Here is a 21537-nt window from a genome sequence, read left to right as displayed (position 1 = left end):
TCCGGAGTTGTGAGTATTGGTTACCGTTTCGACGAAGCCCGACGCTCCGTGCGACCGTTTTCCGCCAGCGTCCCGCCGGGTGGCCCTGTTCAGGCCTTAGCGGGACCCGGGCCCTTCCGTTTCCGAAAAGCGCCCGGCGGTCGAAGAGGGGCAGTGACACACCCTTGGGCCTTCGACCACGCCGACGACGGGCGGGCCTGGCAGCGAAACCAGGTCCCCGGACCGTCCGAGTATCCCCCTCGGACCTCCACCGCTCGATCGCCCCCCGCCGCCACGTTCGGTCGCTGGCCAACGCGCCCTTTCCTCGCGACGAGGTGCAAGCATTGTGCGGGCGTTTTTAGCACGGGGGATTGAGAGGGGCGTAAAATCGACAAGCGCTTGTTTTTGCTGACGTCGAGATCGCGAAGGCCGAGCATTCAGGCGCGCCAATCCCCCTGGAGGGTCTGACGCCAGCGCGATCGAGCGGGCTGCGGAACAGCGGGCGCTCCTGGCGGACCTCATCCCGCTGGCTTGCGGGCCTGGGACCCGCTACGGGTAGAAGGCAATCGGCAGGGACACTTCTAGCTGTCATGACCTGGGCGTGCGCCGGATATGACATGCCTCAAGCGCCGCGCTCGAAAGCTTCATCCGCGCCGACCGTCCTGACGCCCGGCTGGAGCGGTGCGTTCGCCGGGTTCGGCGGTGACAGCGACCCGTTCGCCGCCGCCGTCCGGGCGACCGGCACGCCGATGATCATCACTAATCCGCGCATGGCCGACAATCCGCTGGTGTTCGTCAACGACGCCTTCTGCGAACTCACGGGCTATGAGCGCGAAGAGGTGATCGGGCTCAATTGTCGGTTCCTGCAGGGCCCGCAGTCCGACCCCGTGGTTGTCGAGGCCATCCGCGCCGCCGTGAAGGCCGGGCGGGCGATCGTCATCGACGTCCGCAATCATCGCAAGGACGGTTCGGCGTTCTGGAACCGACTGCAGATGGCGCCGGTCCACGACGCAGGCGGCGAGCTCAGCTACTTTATCGCCAGCCAGTTCGACGTGACGGCCGAGCTGCAGCGGCTGGAAGACCTCGAACGCCACAACGCCGACCTGGCGACCGAGTCGGCCCGCCGGCTGCAGGCGCAGCACGACAGCGAACAAAGGCTTCGGTTCGCGACCGGCGCCGGGCGCATGGGACTCTGGGATCTGGACCTGGTCACGGGCGTGCTGAACGCTTCCTCGGTGTTCAGGGAGAACTTCGGGCGGCCCGCCGCCGAAGCGTTCGACCTGCCGCAACTGCTGGAGGCTGTCCACGTCGACGACCGCCGCCGAGTGCGGGACGCGTTCAAGAGCACCGACGTCGATGGCGATTTCGCGATCGAGTTCCAGATCGTGCGCGCCGACGCGGCCATCGGGTTCATCCAGATGCGCGCCGACGTCATCCGCGGCGTCGACGGCGCGCCCCTGCGCCTGGTCGGGGTCTCGATGGACATCTCCGAACGCCTCAAGACCAGCGAGGAGAAGTCCTTGCTGGTGCGGGAGCTGGCGCACCGCATCAAGAACATGTTCGCCGTGGTCGATGGCGTGATCTCGCTGTCCGCCAGGGCGGACGCCGCGGCCCGGCCGTTCGCCGACGCGCTGCGGACGCGACTATTTGGCCTGGGTCGGGCCATGGCCTATGTGACGCCGCCAGAGGTGGTGGGCAGCGCTCACATCGCGCCGCAGACCCTGCTGGTGCTCCTGCATGTGCTGCTGGAACCCTATGGTGACCTGGATGGCGCCAACCGGCGGGTGGTCGTGTCCGGCGACGATGTTCGCATAGGCCTGACTGCCACCACCTCCATCGCGCTGATCATCAACGAACTGGCGACCAATGCGTTGAAATACGGCGCGTTGGGTCACCCGGACGGCAAGGTTCAGATCGACATGACCCGGGACGGCGACGAAGTGACCGTCACCTGGCGCGAACACCTCGCCACGGCTACGGCGCTGGTCGAGGACATCCAGGGCGGCGGCTTTGGCAGCGTGCTCCTTGAAAACGCCATCGTGCGCCAGCTGCGGGGGCAGTGGTCGCGCGAATGGACGGCCCATGGATTGCAGACGAACCTGCGCTTCTCTCAAGCGCGCCTCGCCCGCTAAAAAGCGACGCCACCTCAATCTCTTAACCAATTTGGGCGGAACCGTGAGGTGACCCGGGCGTTCGGACTGTCATGGCAAACTTGGCGAAGCGGACGACGATCCTGGTGGTCGATGATGAGCCGCTCATTCGCTGCGCCGCGGCGGATTGTCTTCGAGACGCTGGGTATCTGATCCCCGAGGCCGATGACGGGGCCGAGGCGCTGGACTTCCTGCGTGAAAACCCTGAGATCGGCGTTCTGTTCACCGACATCAACATGCCCGGCATGGACGGCTTTGCCCTGGCCATCGCGGTCAGGGCCCGCTGGCCGCTGATGGGCGTTGTCTTGACCTCTGGTCGCGAACAGCCAACCGTCGAGCAGATGCCTGCGCGGGGTTACTTCATCGGCAAGCCTTATGCGGATCAGCAGCTTACGGATTTGATGGCCAAGGCGGCTGCGTAGCTGCCGGCGCTCTCCGCGGCGCTCGTCGGTACGATGCGCGCGGCGTCCGAGATCGGCCGAGAGCGGACATATGTCGTCCGCTCCCTCCGCGCACTCTACGCCTTCTTCTTCGTCATCCCACCCGCCATCGGCTGAGCCGGCTTATCCCGCTTTACGCCGGCCTTCTGGCCCGGCTTCATGAACTTCACCAGCACCCGCTGACCCACGAGCAGCGGCGCGCCGTCGGCGCTCACCACCACCTCGACGACGCGTTCGTCGCTGCGTTGGCTGGGGTCGTCGGAGGCCAGCTTGCGGGCGCCGAAGACGGCGGCGCGGCGCAGGACCTTGCCGGTGTAGGTCAGGTCCGGATTGCCTTCCGGCTGGATCTCGACCTCCTGGCCTATCTTCACGTTGGGGATGTCGGCCTCGACGATCTCGGCGCGGGCGATGCGCTGGGTGTTGGGCTCGAGGTCGAACATGGCCGTGACGTTCAGGGTCGAGGCGCCGGCGCCCGGATTGGCCTGGCGGCGGGCGATGCGGCCGTCGGCCGGGGCGCGGATGATCGTCAGTTCCTGGTTGTACTGAGCCTGGGCGACCTGGGCCTTGGCCACGCCGATGGCGGCCTGCTGGGCGCCGATATTGGCCTGGGCCGAGGCGATCTGGTCGCGGGCGGCGTCCAGGCGCTGGCCGGCGACGAAGTTCGAGGCCGACAGGTTCTGCAGGCGGTTGAACTCACGTTGCGCCGTGCGCAGCTGCACCTGGAACAGCGTCAGCTGGGCGCGGGCCGAGGACAGCGCGGCGGCGGCGGTCTGCGAGGCCAGGCGGACGTCGTCGTCCTCCTGCTTGGCCAGCGGCTGGCCCATCTTCACGATATCGCCTTCCTGGACATAGACCTCGCGGACGATGCCCTGGCGGCGCGCGGCCACCTGGATCACGCCGCCCTCGACGTCGGCCTTGCCCTGGGCGATGGCGGCGTAAGGGGAGGGCTCCTCCTGCGCGGCGGCGGCTTCGAGCTTCTTCTTTTTCTCGGCCGCCTGGCCCTTCATGTAGAAGACGCCGCCGCCCAGCACGAGCACGACGACGAGGACGATGTAGAAGGCGGGGCGGCGCAGGAACGCGGGCATTTTCTAAAATTCCCCCAGGAAATCAGTGGCTGAGCGGCGCGGGATTGGCGTCGGGCGTTCTCCGCACGTCGTCCAGGATCCGGCCGTCTTCGATGTGGATGACGCGGTCGGCATAGGCCTCGAGCCGCGGGTCGTGGGTCACGCAGATCACCGCCGCGCCCCGGATGGAGGCGGCCTCGCGCAGGAGGCGGATGACGATCTGGCCGTTCTCGCCGTCGAGGGCCGAGGTCGGCTCGTCGGCGAAGATCAGGTTCGGGTTCTTGGCGAGAGCGCGGGCGATGGCCACGCGCTGCTTCTCGCCGCCCGACAGTTCTGACGGGCGCTGGTTGACGCGGGCGCCCAGGCCCACCGACTCCAGCGCCGCCTGGGCCCGGCGTGAGGCCTCGCCCTTGCCGACGCCCTGGTACTTCAGCGCCGTCATCACCTGCTGCTTGGCCGACAGGGCCGGGAACAGGTTGAAGCCCTGGAAGATGAAGCCGCAGTGGTCGAGACGGAACTTGTCGATCTTGCCGCGTGACAGGGACCAGAGGTCGTCGGCCTCCAGCGCCGCCACGTGGCCTTCGTCGGGCTTCAGCAGGCCCGACAGGGCGGCGACCAGGGTCGACTTGCCCGAGCCGGAGGGGCCCATGACCATGGTCACGTCGCCGTGCTTGGCGTCGAAGTTCACGCCCTTGAGCACCTCGATGAAGGTGCGGCCGGTCTTGAACCGCTTGACCAGGCCCTTGGCCTCGAGGGCGGTCTCGCCGCGCTTGTGAGCGTTGTTGGTGCCGGTCATCGCAGCAGGTCCGCGGGTTGGCTGTTCTTGAGGATGCCCAGCGACAGGAAGCCCGACACCATGGCGATCACCACCAGGAACACGGCGACGGTGATGATCAGGGTGGGCGGGAAGTACATCGGCACGCCGCCCAGGATGGCCAGCAGCGACACAAGCCAGGTGAGCAGGCCGGCGGCGAGGACGCCGACGACGCCGACCCAGAAGCTGAGCTCCATGACGATGTTGCGCAGATCGCCCATCGACACGCCCAGGGCGCGCAAGGAGGCGAACTCCTTGATGTTGGCCATGATCGCGCCGCGCAGGGTCTGCCAAGTGATGACGACGCCGATCAGCAGGCCCAGGAAGGCCGAGAAGCCCAGGATGATGACGATGATCTGGTCGCCCAGCATCGCGCCGGAGTTGGCGTCCGCCAGCTCCTGGCGGGTCCAGGCGCGGAACTTGCCGTCGGCCTTCTTGTTCAGCTGGGCCGCGACGATCTCGGCGCGCGCCGGGTCCTGGATCTCGACCATCAGCGGGCCGACGCGCTGGCCGGTGTCGGCCTCGCCCAGCATCCGCAGAGTGTCGCGCGACATCACCAGGGTGGGCTGGATGATGTTGGGATAGCCCTTGGTGATCACGGCCACATAGACGGTCTTGCCGTTGTAGAGGGCCTTGTCGCCCTTCTTGACGCCCAGGCGCTTCAGCGCCGTCTCGTCGACCGCGATGGCGTAGGGGCGACGCAGGGCCTCGATCATCGACTGGGTGTAGTCGGTGGGCACGGTCACGTAGCCGGGGATCGCGTCGATCACCGTGACGTTGACGAACTCGCTCTTGCGGGCCGAGCCGCCGCTCTTGCCCTTGCCGGCGCGCTTGGCGCGGGCCTCTTCCTTGGCCTGCTCCTCGGCGGAAAGGATGTTCTGGAAGCGGCCGCCAGAGCCGTCCAGCGGGGCGACCTGCGTGACTTCGGGATGGCTGTAGACCAGCGGGATCATGCGGCGGGGCAGGCCGGACGGGCCGCCGAACAGGGCCTTGGCGCCGGGGCCCAGGACCATGATGTCGGCGCGGGCGCGGTCGATCTGAGCGGTAAAGCCCTTGCCGATGCCGACAAAGATGCCGACCTGGGCCAAGATGAGCAGGCCCGAAAAGGCCAAGGCGACGACCGCCGCCATGTAACGTCGCCACTCGTAGAGAAGAGTGGCCAAGGCCAACGACATTCCGACTCTTGCTCCCCCGAAACCGTTGGTTGCAGCAATGACCGGCGATCGCGGGACGGCCAAGTTAAATCGGGGTAAGGCGCATTTCCGGGATGAAATATTCGCGCGGCAAGCGGAACGGGCTGGATGGGCGCCTTCGGCGAGGCTAACGACATCGGCAGTGCTGAAATCCGACCCGCCCTTCACGATCCTTCGCGCGGCTTCCGGCCTGGTGCTGGCGTTCGCCGCGACGGCCTCCGCGCGGGCCGACGAGGGCATGTGGACCTTCGACAAGATCCCGGTCGAGCGCATCAAGGCGGCCACCGGCGTGACCCTGGATCAGAGCTGGCTGGACGCCGCGCAGGCCTCGGCCGTGCGCCTGACCACCGGCTGCTCGGCGGGACTGGTCAGTGGCCAGGGGCTGGCGATCACCAACAGCCACTGCGTCGCCGACTGCGCCCAAGGGCTGTCGACCCGTGACGGTCAGGACTACGTCCAGGACGGCTTCCTGACCGACGGCCGGGGCGAGGAGCGCAAGTGCGCGGGCGTTCAGGCCGAGGTGCTGCTGACCATCATCGACGTCACGGGTCAGGTGCGCAGCGCCGTCGCCGGCAAGACCGGGCGCGACTTCGTCCGCGCTCGCGACGGGGCCATGGCGGTGGCCGAGCTGGCCGCCTGCGGCATGGACCAGACGCTGCGTTGCCAGGCGATCGGCTTCTTCCGGGGCGGCCAGTACAAGGTGTACAAGTACCGCCGCTACAGCGACGTGCGGCTGGTCTTCATGCCCGAGATGGCCTCGGCCTCGTTCGGCGGCGATCCCGACAACTTCAACTTCCCGCGCTACGCCTTCGACGTCGCCTTCGTGCGGCTCTATGTCGACGGCAAACCGGCCGCGACGCGCGATCACCTGGCCTGGCGCGACACGCCGCCGGCCCCGGGCGAGCCGACCTTCGTCGTCGGCAATCCGGGCTCGACCGAACGCCAGCTGACCGTGGCCCAGCTGGAGACCCAGCGCGACCTCGTCCTGCCGGTGCTGCAGCTGCAGCGGGCCGAGCTGCGTGGCCGCCTCATCCAGTTCGGCCAGGAAAGCGCCGAGCACGCCCGTGTCGCCAGCCAGGCCCTGGCCTGGGTGCAGAACAGCTACAAGCTGGGCCTGGGCAAGCAGTTCACCCTCAACGACAAGGCCTTCCTGGACGCCAAGCGCGCCGATGAGGACGCCTTGCGCGCCAAGGTCGCCGCCGATCCGGCGCTCGCGGCGCAGACGGGCCAGGCCTGGGATGACATCGCGCAGGCCCAGCAGGCGGCCGCCGAGCTGTTCCTGCCCTGGCGCATGCTGGAATATGGCGGCAACTCGGACCTCTACTACTACGCCCGTCTGCTGGTGCGCGCGGCCCAGGAGCGCGAGAAGCCCGACGCCGAGCGCCTGCCCGAATATGTCGACGCCCGTCTGCCGCTGATTGAGCGCAAGCTGGCCGACGGACCCATGGCCGATCCGGCGGTGGAGCGACTCTATCTGGAGCACTGGCTGCTCAAGACCCGCGAGACCCTGACCGTCGACGACCCGCGGGTGAAGGCGCTGCTGGGTCGCGAGAGCCCCGAGCAGATCGCCAAGGCGCTGGCCGAGACACAGCTCGTCGATCCCGAGGCGCGCATGGCCCTCTGGAAGGGCGGCCTTGAGGCGATCAAGGCTTCCGAGGATCCGCTGGTCCGCTTCATCCTGCGCACCGATCCCATCGCCCGCGAGGCTCGGGCCGCCTACGAGACCCGGGTCTCGGGCCCGACCGACATCGCGGCCGAGAAGATCGCCAAGGCCCGCTTCGCCGTGCTGGGCGACAGCGTCTATCCGGACGCGACGTTCTCGCTGCGCCTCTCCTACGGCAAGGTCGCCGGCTGGGAAGAGCGGGGCAGGGCGATCCCGGCCGCGACGGACTTCGCCGGGTTCTACGATCGGGTGACGGGCGTTGATCCCTTCGCCGCCGCGCCGCGCTGGCTGGAGGCCAAGGACCAGCTGAAGCCCGACACGACGTTGGACTTCGTCAGCACCAACGACATCGTCGGCGGCAATTCCGGCTCGCCGGTGCTGGACGCCAAGGGACGGCTGATCGGGGTGGCGTTCGACGGCAACCTGCCGTCGCTGGGCGGGGCCTATGGCTATGACGGGACCCGCAATCGCACCGTCTCGCTGTCGGCCGTGGCCATCACCCAGGCGCTGGACAAGGTCTATGACCGCGCCGACCTGGTGAAAGAGTTGGCGGGGCGCTGAGGCGCTTCGTTTCACCCCCGCAACACACGGCAAGCTGGAACATTTCTAGCTCCTCTTCGGAGGCGTCGGCCTTTCGACGCTTCAACCAAGGGAGAGCGAGATGAGCGTTACAAGCGCCACTTCCTCTACGAACTGGGCGCAGCTGCGCCAGCTTCAGCAGGCGGAGGCTTTCAAGACCGCCGACGCCGACGGCGATGGGCAGCTGTCGCAGACCGAGTTCCAGTCGATCGGGCAAAATGTGCAGGGCTCGGGCCAGGATCGCGGCCCACCGCCCATGCGCGGCGGCGGCGGACCCGGCCAACATTTCGGCGGCGATACCTTGTCGTCGCTGCTGTCGACCCAGTCGGTCGACGACGTCGCCAGCTCGGTGATGTCGGCGGGCGACGCCGACGGCGACGGCCTGCTGACCAGCAGCGAGATCTCCACCGCCCTGGCCGCCAATGCGCCCGACGAGGTCAAGGGGCAGGGTCTGGAGGACAAGATGGCCGCAGACATCGTCGCGGCCCTGGACAGCGACGGCGACGGCAGCCTGTCGACCGAGGAGATCTCCAGCGCGATCTCCACGGCTTCGGCCAATCAGTCGGCTCAGGCCACGCGCGGTCCGCCACCGGGCCCGCCGCCTAGCGGTGGAACGCAGAGCGCCAACGGGACCTCCAGCGCCAGCGGCGTGTTCGACAGCCTCGACACCAACGAGGACGGCATCGTCTCGGCCGACGAGCTGGCTGCCGCAGGCAGCAGCGACAGCACGGACGCGACCAGCGCCGCCTCCGACCTGATCAAGACCGCCGACCAGGACGGCGACGGGGCGCTGAGCGGTACGGAGTTCCAGGCCCTGCTCGACCAGGGCAAGGAGACGAGCACCGACTCCACCTCGTCCCTGACCAGCCTGCTCTCGGGCTCCACGGCCGCGGCCGACCTGATGCAGAAGCTGTTGGCCCAACTGGACACGGCGCTGACGTCGTCGTCGTCGTCGAGCGCCAGCAGTGGGACGAGTGTCACGGCGTAGCTGCCCCAGCCTGTCATCCCGGCTCGGCGCGCTACGCGCTTGGCCGGGATGACAGTTTGTTCGGTAATAAGGCTCTGACTTAGGCGCCGCGTCGCTTCCTTAACCATTCCTTACTCAAGGCGCTTGCGTGCGACCGCTGACTTGGTGTCATTCTTCGCCCTTGGCCGGCGTCGCGGGGGCGCGCGCCACTTTAGTAAGGTCTTCGTCTTGATGTTCCGTCCTGAGAACGTTCAGGCCCTGGCGGGTCTGGCGCTCACCCTGGGTCTCTGCTGGCTCGTATCCGAGAATCGCAAGCGATTCCCGTGGGTTCTGGCGATTGCCGCCCTCGTCGTCCAAGTGCTGCTGGTGGTGGTGCTATTCGGCCTGCCCCAGGCGCGCCAACTGCTGCAGGGCGTCAACGGCGCCGTCGAGGGCCTGGCCAGTTCGACTCAGGCCGGCACCGCCTTCGTGTTCGGCTTCCTGGCCGGGGGCGACCAGCCCTACACGATCAGCAACCCGAACGCGGGCTTCATCTTCGCCTTCCGCGTCATGCCGGTGATCCTGGTGGTCTGCGCCCTGTCGGCGCTGCTGTGGCACTGGAAGATCCTGAAATGGGCCGCCCAGGGCTTCGGCTTCATCTTCCAGAAGACGCTGGGCCTGCGCGGTCCGCCGGCCCTGGCCACCGCCGCCACCATCTTCATGGGCCAGATCGAGGGCCCGATCTTCATCCGCGCCTATCTCGACAAGCTGTCGCGCTCCGAGCTGTTCATGCTGATCACGGTCGGCATGGCCTGCGTCTCGGGCTCGACCATGGTCGCCTACGCCACCATCCTGGCCGGTGTGCTGCCCAACGCCGCCGCCCACGTGCTGACCGCCTCGATCATCTCGGCCCCGGCCGGCGTGCTGCTGGCCCGCATCATCGTGCCGTCCGATCCGATGGAGAAGGGCGGGGACCTCGATCTGGCCGCCGAGGACAAGACCTACGGCAGCGCGATCGACGCCGTCATGAAGGGCACCACCGACGGCCTGCAGATCGCGCTGAACGTCGGCGCGACCCTGATCGTCTTCGTGGCCCTGGCCACCATGGTCGACAAGATCCTGGGCTCCATGCCCATGGTCGGCGGCCAGCCGCTGAGCATTGCGCGCGGCCTGGGCGTGGTCTTCTCGCCCCTGGCCTGGTCGATGGGCGTGCCCTGGAAGGAAGCCGGCACCGCCGGCGGCCTGCTGGGCGTGAAGCTGATTCTCACCGAGTTCACCGCCTTCATCCAGCTGGCCAAGGTCGGCGGCGTGGCGCTGGACGAACGCACCCGCATGATCATGACCTACGCCCTGTGCGGCTTCGCCAACATCGGCTCGGTCGGCATGAACGTCGCCGGCTTCTCGGTCCTGGTGCCGCAACGCCGCGCCGAGGTGCTGAGCCTGGTCTGGAAAGCCATGATGGCCGGCTTCCTGGCCACCTGCCTCACCGGCTCCTTGATCGGCCTCATGCCCCGGGCGCTGTTCGGGCTTTAAGTCGCTTTCATTCCGTAGCGAAAACCAAGCATCCTCCCGGTCAAAAGCCGGGAGGATTTTTCGTATGAAACTCTATGACTGCCTCCGCGCGCCCAATCCCCGGCGTGTCCGCTGGTTCATGGCGGAGAAGGGGATCGACGACGTCGAGATTGTCACGCTGTCGATCATGGGCGGCGAGCACAAGTCGCCCGAGTACCGGGCCAAGGCCGGGCTGTCGCACATGCCGGCGCTGGAGCTGGACGACGGGACGGTGATCACCGAGTCGGTCGCCATCTGCCGCTATCTGGAAAGCGTCTATCCCGAGCCGAACCTGTTCGGGCGCGACGCCAAGGAGACGGCGATCATCGAGATGTGGCTGCGGCGCGCCGAGCTGATGGTCGCCACGCCGATCATGCAGGGCGTGCGCCACAGCCATCCGGGCATGGCGGCCTTGGAGGCGCAGATCCCGGAGGTGGCGGCCTACAATCTCGACGGCGCCAAGCGCAGCCTGAAGATGCTGGACCGCCGCCTGGCCGAGAGCGCCTTCATCGCCACGGATCGCGTGACCATCGCCGATGTGGTGACGGTAGCCAGCATCGACTTTGGCCGCATGATCAAGTGGCGGCCCGATCCGGAGCTGGCCCACGTGAACCGCTGGTTCAACGCCATGCTGGAGCGCCCGGCCGCCAAGGCGGGGATGGCCGCCTAGCGGGTGCGGATTTTCTTCACCACGCCCGAGAAGTTCAGCATCGGGCCTGTGCCGGTCGAGATCAGGCCGCGGATGAACAGCAGCGAGCCGCCGGCCTTGATCACCTCGCCGGTCGAGGTGACCAGGTCGCCGGGGCGGGCGGGGCCGATGAACTCGCCGTTGAGGCTGACGGTCACGGCGCGGCTGTCGGCCAGGGCCTTCCAGCCGATCGCGAACAGCGAGTAGTCGGCGAAGGTCATCATGCAGCCGCCGTGCATGAACCCGCCGCCGTTCATGTGTTTGGTCTCGGCGCGGAAGGCGGCGGTGATGCGACCGTCTTCGGCTTCCTGGAAGTAGAAGGGCCCAGACTGGTCCTCGAACGGATCCATGCCCGACCAGGTGCGCCAGCCGGCCCATTCGCCGTCTTCCACCAGTCGCGGGCCGCTCCAGATGTCGTTTCCGCCGTCCATGGCCGATCCCCTCCGCTTGTTCTTATCGGTGTTCAGTTAGAAGGGCGTATGGCCGCGCGCAAGCCGCCGGTCTCGCCTCCGCTGACAATCCGTGGCAGGAGAGCGCTCATGACCTCCCCGATCCAAGACACGATCCTGTCCCTGCTGGCGCCTCTGGCCGAGGGCAAGTCGATCGACCCGATGAACGTCGCCAAGGCGGTCCAGCCCGAGCGCTGGCAGCAGATCCTGGGCCACGTGCGCACCAACGCCATCGAGCTGGCCCGCGAGGGCAAGGTGGTGATCCTGCGCCACAACAAGCCGGTGAACCCCGAGAAATTCCGCGGCGTCTACCGCATCCGCACGCGCCTGGAAGGCGATCCGACCTCGTTCGAGGACACGGTCGAGGGCGACGAAACCGGCGACGACGCTACGGAAGCTTGACCCCAGGGCGGCCGGGCCGTGTTCTGCCCCGAAAGGGGAGTGAACATGCGCAAGGTCGTGATCGCCGTGGCCGTATCGACGGCCATGGCCTTGGGCGCGCTGACGCCCGCGCCGGCCCTGGCCTGGAACGATCAGGGCCACATGGCGGTCGGCGACATCGCCTATGACACGCTCTCTGTCCGTGACCCAAAGGCGGTGGCCGCCATCGTCGCGATCATGCAGGGCCACCCCGACCGCGCCCGGTTCGAGAAGCGCCTGGCCGGCCTGACCGGCAAGGCGCGCGAGCGGCGCTTGTTCGCCCTGATGGCCGTCTGGCCCGACGACACGCGCGGCAGCCCCAACGACCGGCCCGATTGGCACTACGCCCTGAAGCTGGTCTCGCCGTCGCGGTTCGTGCTGCCGTTCACGGCGGGCAAGGCCGAGAAGGCCTTCGCCGAGCAACTGGCCATCGCCCGTGATGTGAAGGCGCCGCGCCCCCAGCGGGCCATCGCCCTGTGCTGGCTCATGCACATCGTCGGCGACCAGCATCAGCCGCTGCACGCCGGGCACTGGCTGTCGTGGGACTATCCCAAGAGCGATCGGGCTGGCAGCCTGGCCTTCGTCCGGCGCGAGAAGGGCGCGCCGCCCGTCGACATGCACGAACTGTGGGACAGCGCGCCCAACCGTGTGGCCGCCAGTAACGAGGCCGGCGCCGAGGCGATCGCCGCCACGGTCCAGAAGGTCTATCCGCGTCCGGCGCGCGTCGCCGATGGTTCGGCCGCTCTGGAGGCCTGGGAGCGTGAAAGCTGGGTCTTGGCCAAGGGCGTCGCCTATCGCGACGGCGCGCTGCCCCGGTCGCCGGACAAGGCCAAGGCGCCGGTGCTGCCGCCGGGCTACATGGCCAAGATGCGAAGCGTGGCCGACGCCCGCGTCGCGACGGCGGGCTATCGCCTGGCGGATGTGCTGGCCCTGGTGCGCTAGCAGCGACCCTGCGCCGCGCTTGTTTTCGCAGCCGGCGGGCTTAAGTGGCGACCATGCCGCTTGATCAGATCCTGGCCGACATCGCCGCCTGCCGGGCGTGCGCGCCGTACCTGCCGCATGTGCCTCGGCCCGTGACGCGGGTGCGCGAGGAGACCAGGATCCTGATCGCCGGCCAGGCGCCGGGGCGGCTGGTCCACGAAACCGGCCTGCCGTTCAACGACCCGTCAGGAAACCGCCTGCGCCAGTGGATGGGCATCGACCGCGAGACCTTCTACGGCCGGCCCGAGATCGGCGTGGCGGCCATGGCCTTCTGCTTTCCGGGCACCAATCCCAAGGGCGGCGACTATCCGCCGCCGCCGCGCTGCGCGGCGACGTGGCGCGCGCCGTTGCTCGCCGAGCTGCCCAATGTCGAGCTGACCCTGCTGGTCGGCAGCTACGCCCAGGACTGGGCGCTGCCCGGCCGGACCAGCAAGACCATGACCGAAACCATCGCCCGCTGGCGCGAGTTCGGACCGAACGTCCTGCCCATGCCGCACCCGTCCTGGCGCAACACCGGCTGGCTGAAGCGCAATCCGTGGTTCGAGGAAGAGGTCGTGCCCTTCCTTCGCCAACGTGTCGCGGACATTCTGGGCCGATGAACCGCCGCGCCCTGATCCTGACCGCGTCCGCCGCCGTGCTGAGCGCCTGCGCACCGCTGAAGCAGCGGCCCGAACTGGCGGCTTTGGGCTTTCGCGGCCCCAGGATCACCGACGATGGTTTCGTCAGTTTCGATGGTTCGACGCTAGGCCTCATGCGCTGGCTGCCGGCCACGGAGCCCGACTGGGTCGTGGTCGGCCTGCACGGCATGAACGACTACTCGAACGCCTATCACCTGGCGGCCGACTGGTGGGCGGGCAGGGGGATCGCGACCTACGCCCTGGACGTCCGGGGCTTTGGCCGCTCGCCCGAGCGCGGGGTCTGGGCGCCGGCCAACCTGGTGCTCGACGATGTCCGGGCCCTGATCACGGCTGTCCGCGAGCCGCACCCGAACGCCAAGGTCGCCCTGGCCGGGATCAGCATGGGCGGTGGTCTCGCCATCAGCGCCATGGCCTCGGATACCCCGCCGCCGGTCGACAAGCTGATGCTGTTCGCGCCGGCCGTCTGGGGCTGGTCCAACCAGCCGCTGCCCAATCGTCTCAGCCTGTGGATCACCGCCCACGCCACCCGCAGCTGGGTGGTCAAGCCGCCGGAGTGGCTGGTCCGCGACGTCATGGCGTCCGACAATATCGACGAGCTGCGTCGCATGGGTCGCGACCCGCTGATGATCTGGGGCGCGCGCTCCGACACCATCTACGGCTTGGTGAACCTGATGGAGCGGGCCTGGAGGTCGCCGGGCGGCGTCAATGTCCCCACGGCCTGGTTCTACGGCGCCAACGATCACATCATCCCTCGCGAGGCGACGGTTGAAGCCGTGGCGCGCCTCAAGCCCGGCGCGAAGACCGCCTACTACGCCAAGGGCTACCACCTGCTGCTGGTCGACAAGCAGGCGTCCAACGTCTGGAGCGACGCCGAGGCCTTCCTGCGCGACGCCCCCGGGCCCTGGCCGCCCTCGGGCGCGATGCCCATTCCGGCAACGCTTGCGGCCATGACAGCGTTGGACCCGCCGAAGGCCAAGAAACGCAAGTCGTCGCAACGTCAGGCTTCGGGCTTGTGAGCCGAGGCGAGCGGGCGTACACCGCCGCCACGTTCATTCTAGCTGAGGCGAGACCGACAGCATGACCTTGTTCGATTCCCCCGATTTCGAGGGACACGAAGGCGTCCACGCTTTCTTCGATGAAAAAACTGGTCTGAAGTCGATTATCGCGATCCACTCGACCGCGCGCGGCCCGGCGGCCGGCGGTTGCCGCATGTGGGACTACTCCAGCAGCGACGCGGCCGTGACCGACGCCCTGCGCCTGTCGCGCGGCATGTCGTACAAGAACGCCATGGCCGACCTCGACTTCGGCGGCGGCAAGGCCGTGATCATCGGCGACAGCCGCAGCCAGAAGACGCCGGAACTGTTCGAGGCTTTCGGCCGCGCCGTCGACAGCCTGGGCGGCCAGTACTGGACGGCCGAAGACGTCGGCGTCTCGCCGTCGGACCTGGAAAGCACCCGCAAGACAACCCGTTTCGTGGCCGGCCTGGAAGGCCACGCGGCCGCCTCGGGCGACCCGTCGCCGGTGACCGCCGAGGGCGTGTTCCGCGGCGTGCGCCTGTGCGTCGAGCGCGCCCTGAAGCGTGACCTGCAGGGCGTCCACGTCGCCATCCAGGGGGTGGGCCATGTCGGCGCCTATCTGGCCGAGAAGCTGCACGCCGCCGGCGCGGTCCTGACCATCGCCGACGTCAACCAGCAGGCCCTGAACGAGGTCGCCGCCAAGACCGGCGCGACGATCGTCCCTGCCGACGCCATCTTCGACGTCGAGGCCGACGTCTTCGCCCCTTGCGCCCTGGGCGGCGCGATCTCGGCCACGACCCTGCCGCGCCTGAAGGTCAAGGTGATCGCCGGCGGCGCCAACAACCAGCTGGCCGACGCCATGATCGGCCAGACCGTGTTCGATCGCGGCATCCTCTACGCCCCCGACTACGTCATCAACGGCGGCGGCATCATCAACGTGGCCGCCGAGATCCGCGCCCTGGAAGCCGGCAGCGCGTTCGACGGCGAGTGGGTCTCGACCAAGCTGGACCGCCTGGCCCAGACCCTGGCCGAGGTCATCGACCAGTCGATCTCGGAAAAGCGTCCGGCCAACCTGGTTGCCGACGAGATCGCCCGCGCCCGCATCGCGGCGGCTCGAGGCTAAACCACGACTTCGGGCGTTCTTCAGGGGCAAGTCCCCTGGAGGCGTCCATGTCGCATCTCGACGAACTTAAAGAGCAGATGGAAGCGGCCGTCGCGGCTCAGGATTTCGAGACCGCCGGCAAGCTGCGGATCGAGATCGAGGGTATCCAGCACAGCGCCATGGTGCGTGACGTCGAGAGCCAGCCTCAGGCCTCGTACTTCCAGCGCCAGACGCCCGGCAAGATGGGCTTGGGCACCGACCAGCCCGTTCCGAGGCGGCCCGAAGGCTGGGTCCCGCCGAAGAAGCCCGATCCGATGACCGCCAATCACTCGCGTGGCGGGCGTCGCACCAAGGCCTAGGCCGCCCGGTTCCGGCCGCTGATCGCCGAGCCGGCGTCCTTGTCCAGGGCCAGATAGACCGGCAGGGCCAGCAGGGTCACCACGCCGATCGCTACGAACGGCATCGTGAACCGGTCCGGCGTCAGGGCGCCATCCGCGCCGCGCGCCCAGTGCAGCATCATGCCGCCGAAGCTGACCCCAAGGGCCAGGCCGACCTGCTGGGTCACGGCCGACAGGGTCGAGGCCGCCGCCGTCGAGGTTTCCGGCACGTCGGCATAGGCGATGGTGTTGGCGGCGATGAACTGGTTGGAGCGGACGAAGCCGGCCAGGACCAAGATCGCCATCATCACCCACATCGGCGTCGAGTTGCGGAAGAAGGCCGGCGCGGTGGTCATCACCGCCGTCAGCACCACGAACAGCGCCAGGGACGAGCGGAAGCCGATCCGCCGCAGCAGGGCCGCGCCGAACGGGCGAGCGATCAGGATGCCGAACCCCGTCGCGATGGTGACGAGGCTGGCCCGCAGCGGCGTCCAACCCAGCGCCACCTGCAGCAGCAGCGGCATCAGGAACGGCGTCGCCCCGATGCCCAGCCGCACCAGCGTCCCGCCCAGCAGGCTGGCGCGATAGGTGGGATAGCGCAGCAGTGAGAGGTCCAGGATCGGCCGGCCGGTGCGCTTGAAGATCCGCAGATAGAGCGCCCCGCAGGCTACCGACAGCACCAGCAGCCCGACCTGGACCCAGGGCGGCAGCAGGTTGACGCCCGCCGTCTCGGCCATGATCACCAGGCCGCTGACCGCCAGGGCTGACAGGACGAAGCCGGGGGTGTCGAAGCGGCCGAGGTCTCGGCGAGGCTCGCTCCTGGGCACGAAGCGCAGGACGGCGACCATGCCCAGCAGGCCGACGGGCAGGTTGATGTAGAAGATCCACGGCCAGTCGGCGACGCTGAGCACAAGCCCTGCGATCGGCGGGCCGATCAGCGGGCCAACGAGCGCGGGCATGGTGAACCAGCCCATGGCCGCCAGCAGCTTGTCCTTGGGCGAGGCCCCGACCACGATCAGCCGCGCCACCGGCGTCATCATCGCTCCGCCGATGCCCTGGATGATACGCGAGGCGACCAGCGCCTCGAGGCTGCGCGACTGGCCGCACAGGGCCGAGCCCAGCAGGAAGACGATCATCGCCGACAGGAACACCCGCCGCGCGCCGAACCTTTCCGCCGCCCAGCCGCTGGCTGGCGTGAACACCGCCAGCGCGAGAATGTAGGAGGTCAGGGCCAGCTTCAGGTGGATCGGGTCGACCGCGAAGGCTCGTGAGAGCGTCGGCAGGGCGGTCGACAGGGCTGTGGAGTCGATGAACTCCATCAACAGCGCGCTGGCCACGGCGATCGAGACGAGACGCGTCGAGAGCGGGGAGGGCGCGGAGGACTGATCGGACACGAGGGCGCTTTACGCCCGTGCGACGCCAGGGTCCAGACGGGCGTCGGTCACATCCTTTCAAGACCGCAACAGCCGGGCGCGGCGAAGCTGTGCGCCATGAACCGACGCCAGCTTTTCCTCACCGCCGCCGCGCTCGCCGCTGTCTCCGTCTCGCCCGCCCTGGCCGCGCCGATCCGCACCCAGTGGAAGGTCAGCCTGTCGGAGGGTTTCGACGCCCTGTGCTTCCTGGGTCCGCTGTCGGGCAAGGACTTTTACGCCCGCTACTACAAGGACGAGCTGGCCGACGTCCTGCCGCGCATGCCCAAGGCGGCGATGGAGGCCATGGCCAGCCTGCAGGCCGAGGCCGACAAGGAAAACCAGCTCTTGGGGCCGGGCCTGTGCACCCTGATGTCGGGCGCGCCGATCGACACGCTGGACGCGGTGATCGCCGCCCTGGACGCGGCCGAGACGGCGATCCTGCCGACCTACAAGGCCAGCGCCTATTGGGACCAGAAGGACTGGGACCTGTTCATCGCTCGCCGGCCGCGCCTCCGGCTGGTGCTGGACGGTCTGCGCCAGGCCGGCTTCGTCGACCTGCGCCAGCGGATGCTGGCGCCCACGGCTGGGACCCGCCTGCCGGCCCTGCGCCAGAAGCTGGCCGGCTACGACGTGATCGCCGAACAGGAGCGCCTGCTGGGCCGGCCGCTGGACGCCTCGCTGGAGATCGTCCTGCTGTGGTTCAACAAGCCGCACGGCATCCGCGTGCAGGGCCAGCGCTTCATCACCGGCATCACCTGGCCCGACGAGATCGTGCTGCGCAACGCCGCCCACGAGGTGCTACACCCGCCGTTCCCGATGGACGGCCCCGCCGCCAAGGCCGCCCTGGCGGTGCTGGAGAAGGACGTCCTGCTCAAGAAGATCGTCGCCGAGCACGACCCGGCCTTCGGCTACAACAGCCTGGAGGGCCTGCTGAACGAGGACATGGTCGAAGCGCTGGAGCAGATCGTCAGCGAGCGCCTGGGCTTCGCGCAGGAGCCGCACAAGCGCTGGGAGCAGGCGGATGACGGCATGCATGTGCTGGCGGCGGGGCTCTATGGCCTGCTGAAGGCCGACGGCTACGACCGGACGGGCGGCAATCTGGAAGCCTGGACGACCGCGGCGGCCAAGAGCGGCAAGCTCGCGCCAGCCAGTTTGCACGCGAAGGCGGCCGAGGTGCTGCGGCGGCCGGCGGATGCGCTGTGGCCGGTGAAGAAGGCCTAGCGCTGAGGGGCCGAACCTCGTCCTTCGACAAGCTCAGGATGAGGTTCTACTGAATTGCCCTGATCCTCATCCTGAGCCTGTCGAAGGACGAGGATCACAAGCGGCGCTATTTCCCGCGCACCGAGACCGTCACGCCGACGACCGTGTCCTTGTCGGAATAGTCGATGGAGGTGAGCTTGCGGCGTGTGGCGGTCAATGAGACCTGGCGGTTGTCCTTGCGCCAGCCCAGGCCGATCTGGCGGCTGCCGAAGCGGGCGACCTTGTCCTCGCTGTAGCCGGCGTTGCGCCAGCCGCCCAGGGTGTCGCGGATCAGGTTCAGACCATAGGCCTTGCCCGAGCTGGCGGCGAACAGCATCCAGCGGCTGCGGCGCAGGTCCTCGGCCGAGGCGCGGGTCTTCGACACCAGGCTGTTGGCGGTCAGGGTGATGCGTTTGACGGCGCTGGACTGCATGCCCAGGGGCGTGAAGGGCAGGGGCTGATCGTTGACCTCGACCTTCAGGACCTTGCCGTACGGACGGACCTCGTGAACCCGGGTCAGGGCCAGCACCGGCGCGCGGCGCGGCATGGGGGCCTCGGCCAGCAGGCGGGCGGCGGGACGCGCGGGCTCGGCCTTGGCGGGGACGGGGTTCGGGGCGGTCTGCTCGGCGACGGCTTGCGGGGCGGGCGCGCCTGCCAGGCCGACGTCGGCGGGACCGCCAGCCAGCGCGACCGTGGCGGTCGCCGGCGTGGCATAGGCCTCTACAGTCGGCGTCTCGGGGACGGCGCGCGAGCGCTCGCCGCCGTAGCGGGCCGTGGCGATCGGGGCGTCCGGATCATCGACATAGGCGGCGCTCGCCGCGTCGGGGCCGCCGGCCAGGGTCAGGGTCTGGTTGAATTGCTCAGGGGCGCGAGTCGACAGCGCCGTCGCCGATCCCACGATCGCGACGCCGGCCGTCGTCAGCAGACATACGAGCGTGACGCGTCGCATGCTCGAGCAGCTCCCCATATCCCCTAACGGAAGTTAACGTTCCCAGGCGCACATGTATAGACGGCTCGCCTGACAACCGAACCGCGAGTGGCTCCAAGGGGTTACGCTTCCGCCTTAGTGGCCGGGTTTGGGCTCGAAGGTCCGTTTTTCCTTCAGCTTCACGCAGGCCTCGTCGGGCTTGCGGCCGTGCTGAGCCTTGGGCTCGGCCTTGGGGAAGCAGACGTTCTGCATTGGGTCTTGGTTCTGGAAGCCTCTGGTCATGGGCTTTTCCTCCCGCACGCCACTGAAATTATCACACCGCCGGGTTGCCGGCGTCGACTAACCGCACGTCCACGGAAACTTGAAGACGCGCCGCGCCGGGGTCGCCGATAATGGCGCCCGAGACGGGTAACGCTTGAGCTGGCGTTCGGGTGGCGGCGACGCGGATCAGGTCAGGCGATTCCGCCAGGCCGTTGGTCGGGTCGAACTCCAGCCAGCCCAGGTCGGGCAGGAATACCTCGCACCAGGCGTGGGTCGCCCCCGCGCCGCGGATGCCGGTTCCGGGCGAATGGATGTAGCCCGTGGCGAACAGCGCCGCGTAGCCCAGGCGGCGCAGGCCCTCGACCATCAGCCAGGCCAGATCGCGGCAGGCGCCGCTGTGTTTCTGCAGAGTCTCGACCGGGGTCTGCACACCTTGCTCGTGGCGGGTGCAGTAGCTGAACTGGCTGTGGATCAGCTCGTTGATGCGCAGCAGGAAGGCCAGGGCCGGCTCGTCCTTGTGGGTCGCCAGACCCCGCAGCCAGCGCAGAAGCACCGCGTCCGGATCGTCGGTGACCGGGGCGATGAACGGCTCCAGGGTCGCCCGATCCTCGCGGGAATAGACGATGGGCATCAGGGTGTCGGGGTTCTCGATCCGCTGCGGGACGAGGGGCGCGGGATAGCGGTCGATGACCAGTTCGCTGGCCACCCGCATGGCGTCCGACTTGCCGCTGGGCTCGAAGATGCAGACGCAGTTGCCGTTGGCGTCGTAGCTCCAGCGCGTGGCGCCGGGCGGGAAGAGGCGAAGGCTGGCCTCGACGATGCGCAGGGCGTGGCTGTCGCGTGGACGGATCAGCAGCCGCTGCGGTCCAAACCGCACCGGCCGTTCATAGTAGTACCGCGTCTCGTGGAGAATGCGGAGCCGTCCCATGCCGGAGCGTCAAACGCGCCGGCATGGCCAAGGTTCCTAACCTTTGAAACCCGCTTCCGCGAAAGCCAGCATGCGCTCCAGCAGGGCCACGACGTCGGACTCGCTGGTCTGGCCTTCCGACAGCACGTTCAGGCGGTCGAACTCGGCGAAGCGGTTGTTGTGCAGCATGCCCAGCGTGAAGTGCAGCCGCCAGTAGACGTCTTCCGGCGACAGGTCGGGACGTGCGCGCAGCAGGGCGTCGGAGAAGCGGCGCAGGTGCGAGACGTCGGTCTTCAACACGGTGCGGATCTCGTCGGTGCCTTCGCTGCGGGCGCGGATCAGGAACTGCAGCGAGATGCGGCGCTCGTGGTCCGGCGCCAGCCAGCGCAGCGGCGGGGTCAGCAGGGCGGCCAGGATCTCGCGGACCGGCGGCGCGCCGGCGTTGCGGTCGTTGGCCTCGTGCAGCATCTTGGCCCGCTCGCGGTTGAGCTCGGCCGTGCGGCGCTTGAAGATCTCGAACAGCAACGCGTCCTTGGACCCGAAGTGATAGTTCACCGAGGCCAGGTTCACGCCGGCGGCGGCGGTGATGTCGCGCACCGAGACGTTCTGGAAGCCGTGCAGGGCGAACAGGCGCTCGGCGGCCACGAAAACCAGGTTCTTGGTGGCGGCTTCGGTCTCGGCGGCCTCGACTTCGGTAGAAGCGGCGGCGTCGGTGGTCGGACTCACTACATATTCCCCTT

General features: G+C 68.4%; 22 protein-coding genes. 13 read left to right on the top strand and 9 right to left on the bottom strand.

What is annotated here, in order from left to right; all coding sequences use genetic code 11:
• Nucleotides 1–596: 596 nt before the first annotated feature.
• The gene (locus tag AC1RR5_RS18560; protein WP_492923747.1) at nt 597–2111 is read left to right on the top strand and encodes a PAS domain-containing protein; all 1515 of its coding nucleotides are present in this window, start codon (nt 597–599) and stop codon (nt 2109–2111) included.
• A 71-nt stretch (nt 2112–2182) separates the two neighbouring features.
• Entirely contained in the window at nt 2183–2551 is a 369-nt protein-coding gene (locus AC1RR5_RS18555; RefSeq protein WP_492923746.1) for a response regulator, read from the top strand.
• A gap of 95 nt (nt 2552–2646) precedes the next feature.
• On the opposite strand, the gene AC1RR5_RS18550 is transcribed toward AC1RR5_RS18555, so the two are convergent.
• Genes AC1RR5_RS18550 through AC1RR5_RS18540 form a run of 3 tightly spaced genes read right to left on the bottom strand, consistent with a single transcriptional unit; the run spans nt 2647 to nt 5622 of the window.
• On the bottom strand, nt 2647–3654 hold the full coding sequence (locus AC1RR5_RS18550; protein ID WP_492923744.1) for an HlyD family secretion protein: 1008 nt from the start codon (nt 3652–3654) through the stop codon (nt 2647–2649).
• Nucleotides 3655–3676: 22 nt separating this feature from the next.
• On the bottom strand, nt 3677–4429 hold the full coding sequence (locus tag AC1RR5_RS18545) for an ABC transporter ATP-binding protein (protein WP_492923742.1): 753 nt from the start codon (nt 4427–4429) through the stop codon (nt 3677–3679).
• A complete protein-coding gene (locus tag AC1RR5_RS18540; protein WP_492923740.1) occupies nt 4426–5622 on the bottom strand; it encodes an ABC transporter permease in 1197 nt (398 codons plus the stop codon). Before AC1RR5_RS18540 ends, AC1RR5_RS18545 begins: the two co-directional genes overlap by 4 nt.
• 160 nt (nt 5623–5782) lie before the next feature.
• On the opposite strand from AC1RR5_RS18540, the gene AC1RR5_RS18535 reads away from it, so the two are divergent.
• From AC1RR5_RS18535 to AC1RR5_RS18520, 4 genes are all read left to right on the top strand, one after another.
• The gene (locus tag AC1RR5_RS18535; protein ID WP_492923738.1) at nt 5783–7864 is read left to right on the top strand and encodes a S46 family peptidase; all 2082 of its coding nucleotides are present in this window, start codon (nt 5783–5785) and stop codon (nt 7862–7864) included.
• A 100-nt stretch (nt 7865–7964) separates the two neighbouring features.
• Nucleotides 7965–8870, top strand: coding sequence for an EF-hand domain-containing protein (locus AC1RR5_RS18530; RefSeq protein WP_492923736.1), 906 nt, complete (start codon nt 7965–7967; stop codon nt 8868–8870).
• 210 nt (nt 8871–9080) lie between these two features.
• A complete protein-coding gene (locus AC1RR5_RS18525) occupies nt 9081–10361 on the top strand; it encodes a NupC/NupG family nucleoside CNT transporter (protein WP_454715052.1) in 1281 nt (426 codons plus the stop codon).
• Between the two features lie 64 nt (nt 10362–10425).
• On the top strand, nt 10426–11049 hold the full coding sequence (locus tag AC1RR5_RS18520; RefSeq protein ID WP_492923734.1) for a glutathione S-transferase family protein: 624 nt from the start codon (nt 10426–10428) through the stop codon (nt 11047–11049).
• Here AC1RR5_RS18520 and AC1RR5_RS18515 read toward each other — a convergent pair.
• Nucleotides 11046–11498 carry a PaaI family thioesterase gene (locus AC1RR5_RS18515; protein WP_492923732.1) on the bottom strand — a complete coding sequence of 151 codons (453 nt, stop codon included), beginning with the start codon at nt 11496–11498 and terminating at the stop codon, nt 11046–11048. The genes AC1RR5_RS18520 and AC1RR5_RS18515 overlap by 4 nt on opposite strands.
• Before the next feature lie 108 nt (nt 11499–11606).
• Between AC1RR5_RS18515 and AC1RR5_RS18510 the strand changes: the two genes are divergently transcribed.
• The 6 genes from AC1RR5_RS18510 (at nt 11607) to AC1RR5_RS18485 (ending at nt 16032) form a co-directional block, all read left to right on the top strand.
• Nucleotides 11607–11918 carry a DUF3253 domain-containing protein gene (locus tag AC1RR5_RS18510; RefSeq protein ID WP_492923730.1) on the top strand — a complete coding sequence of 104 codons (312 nt, stop codon included), beginning with the start codon at nt 11607–11609 and terminating at the stop codon, nt 11916–11918.
• Between the two features lie 45 nt (nt 11919–11963).
• Nucleotides 11964–12878: a S1/P1 nuclease gene (locus tag AC1RR5_RS18505; RefSeq protein ID WP_492923728.1), complete on the top strand. Its 915-nt coding sequence runs from the start codon at nt 11964–11966 to the stop codon at nt 12876–12878.
• Between the two features lie 53 nt (nt 12879–12931).
• A complete protein-coding gene (locus AC1RR5_RS18500) occupies nt 12932–13516 on the top strand; it encodes a uracil-DNA glycosylase family protein (protein ID WP_492923726.1) in 585 nt (194 codons plus the stop codon).
• On the top strand, nt 13513–14571 hold the full coding sequence (locus AC1RR5_RS18495; protein WP_492923724.1) for an alpha/beta hydrolase: 1059 nt from the start codon (nt 13513–13515) through the stop codon (nt 14569–14571). The genes AC1RR5_RS18500 and AC1RR5_RS18495 overlap by 4 nt, the downstream gene beginning before the upstream one ends.
• A 61-nt stretch (nt 14572–14632) precedes the next feature.
• Nucleotides 14633–15694, top strand: a complete 1062-nt coding sequence (locus AC1RR5_RS18490; protein WP_492923722.1) for a Leu/Phe/Val dehydrogenase — start codon at nt 14633–14635, stop codon at nt 15692–15694.
• A gap of 47 nt (nt 15695–15741) precedes the next feature.
• Nucleotides 15742–16032, top strand: coding sequence for a UvrB/UvrC motif-containing protein (locus AC1RR5_RS18485; protein WP_492923720.1), 291 nt, complete (start codon nt 15742–15744; stop codon nt 16030–16032).
• Here the strand turns inward: AC1RR5_RS18485 and AC1RR5_RS18480 are convergent.
• Nucleotides 16029–17444 carry an MFS transporter gene (locus AC1RR5_RS18480; RefSeq protein ID WP_492923718.1) on the bottom strand — a complete coding sequence of 472 codons (1416 nt, stop codon included), beginning with the start codon at nt 17442–17444 and terminating at the stop codon, nt 16029–16031. The two genes, AC1RR5_RS18485 and AC1RR5_RS18480, sit on opposite strands and share 4 nt — an antisense overlap.
• Before the next feature lie 96 nt (nt 17445–17540).
• Between AC1RR5_RS18480 and AC1RR5_RS18475 the strand changes: the two genes are divergently transcribed.
• Nucleotides 17541–18683, top strand: coding sequence for a hypothetical protein (locus tag AC1RR5_RS18475; protein ID WP_492923716.1), 1143 nt, complete (start codon nt 17541–17543; stop codon nt 18681–18683).
• Between the two features lie 106 nt (nt 18684–18789).
• Here the strand turns inward: AC1RR5_RS18475 and AC1RR5_RS18470 are convergent, their stop codons facing one another.
• The 4 genes from AC1RR5_RS18470 to AC1RR5_RS18455 all read right to left on the bottom strand — a co-directional run bounded on the left by AC1RR5_RS18470 (nt 18790) and on the right by AC1RR5_RS18455 (nt 21523).
• Nucleotides 18790–19650 carry a hypothetical protein gene (locus tag AC1RR5_RS18470; protein WP_492923714.1) on the bottom strand — a complete coding sequence of 287 codons (861 nt, stop codon included), beginning with the start codon at nt 19648–19650 and terminating at the stop codon, nt 18790–18792.
• 114 nt (nt 19651–19764) lie between these two features.
• The gene (locus AC1RR5_RS18465) at nt 19765–19911 is read right to left on the bottom strand and encodes a hypothetical protein (RefSeq protein ID WP_492923712.1); all 147 of its coding nucleotides are present in this window, start codon (nt 19909–19911) and stop codon (nt 19765–19767) included.
• A 31-nt stretch (nt 19912–19942) separates the two neighbouring features.
• Nucleotides 19943–20818, bottom strand: coding sequence for a transglutaminase family protein (locus AC1RR5_RS18460; RefSeq protein WP_492923710.1), 876 nt, complete (start codon nt 20816–20818; stop codon nt 19943–19945).
• 36 nt (nt 20819–20854) lie between these two features.
• The gene (locus AC1RR5_RS18455) at nt 20855–21523 is read right to left on the bottom strand and encodes a TetR/AcrR family transcriptional regulator (RefSeq protein ID WP_492923708.1); all 669 of its coding nucleotides are present in this window, start codon (nt 21521–21523) and stop codon (nt 20855–20857) included.
• Nucleotides 21524–21537 lie beyond the last annotated feature (14 nt).

Source organism: Caulobacter sp. GW821-FHT11E11 (genome assembly GCF_058808315.1).
This window is presented reverse-complemented; position numbering and strand designations above follow the sequence as displayed.

Coding starts and splice junctions, on each gene's coding strand:
- AC1RR5_RS18560 (WP_492923747.1), top strand. CDS start 597: ATGCCTCAAGCGCCGCGCTCGAAAGCTTCATCCGCGCCGACCGTCCTG.
- AC1RR5_RS18555 (WP_492923746.1), top strand. CDS start 2,183: ATGGCAAACTTGGCGAAGCGGACGACGATCCTGGTGGTCGATGATGAG.
- AC1RR5_RS18550 (WP_492923744.1), bottom strand. CDS start 3,654: ATGCCCGCGTTCCTGCGCCGCCCCGCCTTCTACATCGTCCTCGTCGTC.
- AC1RR5_RS18545 (WP_492923742.1), bottom strand. CDS start 4,429: ATGACCGGCACCAACAACGCTCACAAGCGCGGCGAGACCGCCCTCGAG.
- AC1RR5_RS18540 (WP_492923740.1), bottom strand. CDS start 5,622: ATGTCGTTGGCCTTGGCCACTCTTCTCTACGAGTGGCGACGTTACATG.
- AC1RR5_RS18530 (WP_492923736.1), top strand. CDS start 7,965: ATGAGCGTTACAAGCGCCACTTCCTCTACGAACTGGGCGCAGCTGCGC.
- AC1RR5_RS18525 (WP_454715052.1), top strand. CDS start 9,081: ATGTTCCGTCCTGAGAACGTTCAGGCCCTGGCGGGTCTGGCGCTCACC.
- AC1RR5_RS18520 (WP_492923734.1), top strand. CDS start 10,426: ATGAAACTCTATGACTGCCTCCGCGCGCCCAATCCCCGGCGTGTCCGC.
- AC1RR5_RS18515 (WP_492923732.1), bottom strand. CDS start 11,498: ATGGACGGCGGAAACGACATCTGGAGCGGCCCGCGACTGGTGGAAGAC.
- AC1RR5_RS18510 (WP_492923730.1), top strand. CDS start 11,607: ATGACCTCCCCGATCCAAGACACGATCCTGTCCCTGCTGGCGCCTCTG.
- AC1RR5_RS18505 (WP_492923728.1), top strand. CDS start 11,964: ATGCGCAAGGTCGTGATCGCCGTGGCCGTATCGACGGCCATGGCCTTG.
- AC1RR5_RS18500 (WP_492923726.1), top strand. CDS start 12,932: ATGCCGCTTGATCAGATCCTGGCCGACATCGCCGCCTGCCGGGCGTGC.
- AC1RR5_RS18495 (WP_492923724.1), top strand. CDS start 13,513: ATGAACCGCCGCGCCCTGATCCTGACCGCGTCCGCCGCCGTGCTGAGC.
- AC1RR5_RS18490 (WP_492923722.1), top strand. CDS start 14,633: ATGACCTTGTTCGATTCCCCCGATTTCGAGGGACACGAAGGCGTCCAC.
- AC1RR5_RS18485 (WP_492923720.1), top strand. CDS start 15,742: ATGTCGCATCTCGACGAACTTAAAGAGCAGATGGAAGCGGCCGTCGCG.
- AC1RR5_RS18475 (WP_492923716.1), top strand. CDS start 17,541: ATGAACCGACGCCAGCTTTTCCTCACCGCCGCCGCGCTCGCCGCTGTC.
- AC1RR5_RS18470 (WP_492923714.1), bottom strand. CDS start 19,650: ATGCGACGCGTCACGCTCGTATGTCTGCTGACGACGGCCGGCGTCGCG.
- AC1RR5_RS18465 (WP_492923712.1), bottom strand. CDS start 19,911: ATGACCAGAGGCTTCCAGAACCAAGACCCAATGCAGAACGTCTGCTTC.
- AC1RR5_RS18460 (WP_492923710.1), bottom strand. CDS start 20,818: ATGGGACGGCTCCGCATTCTCCACGAGACGCGGTACTACTATGAACGG.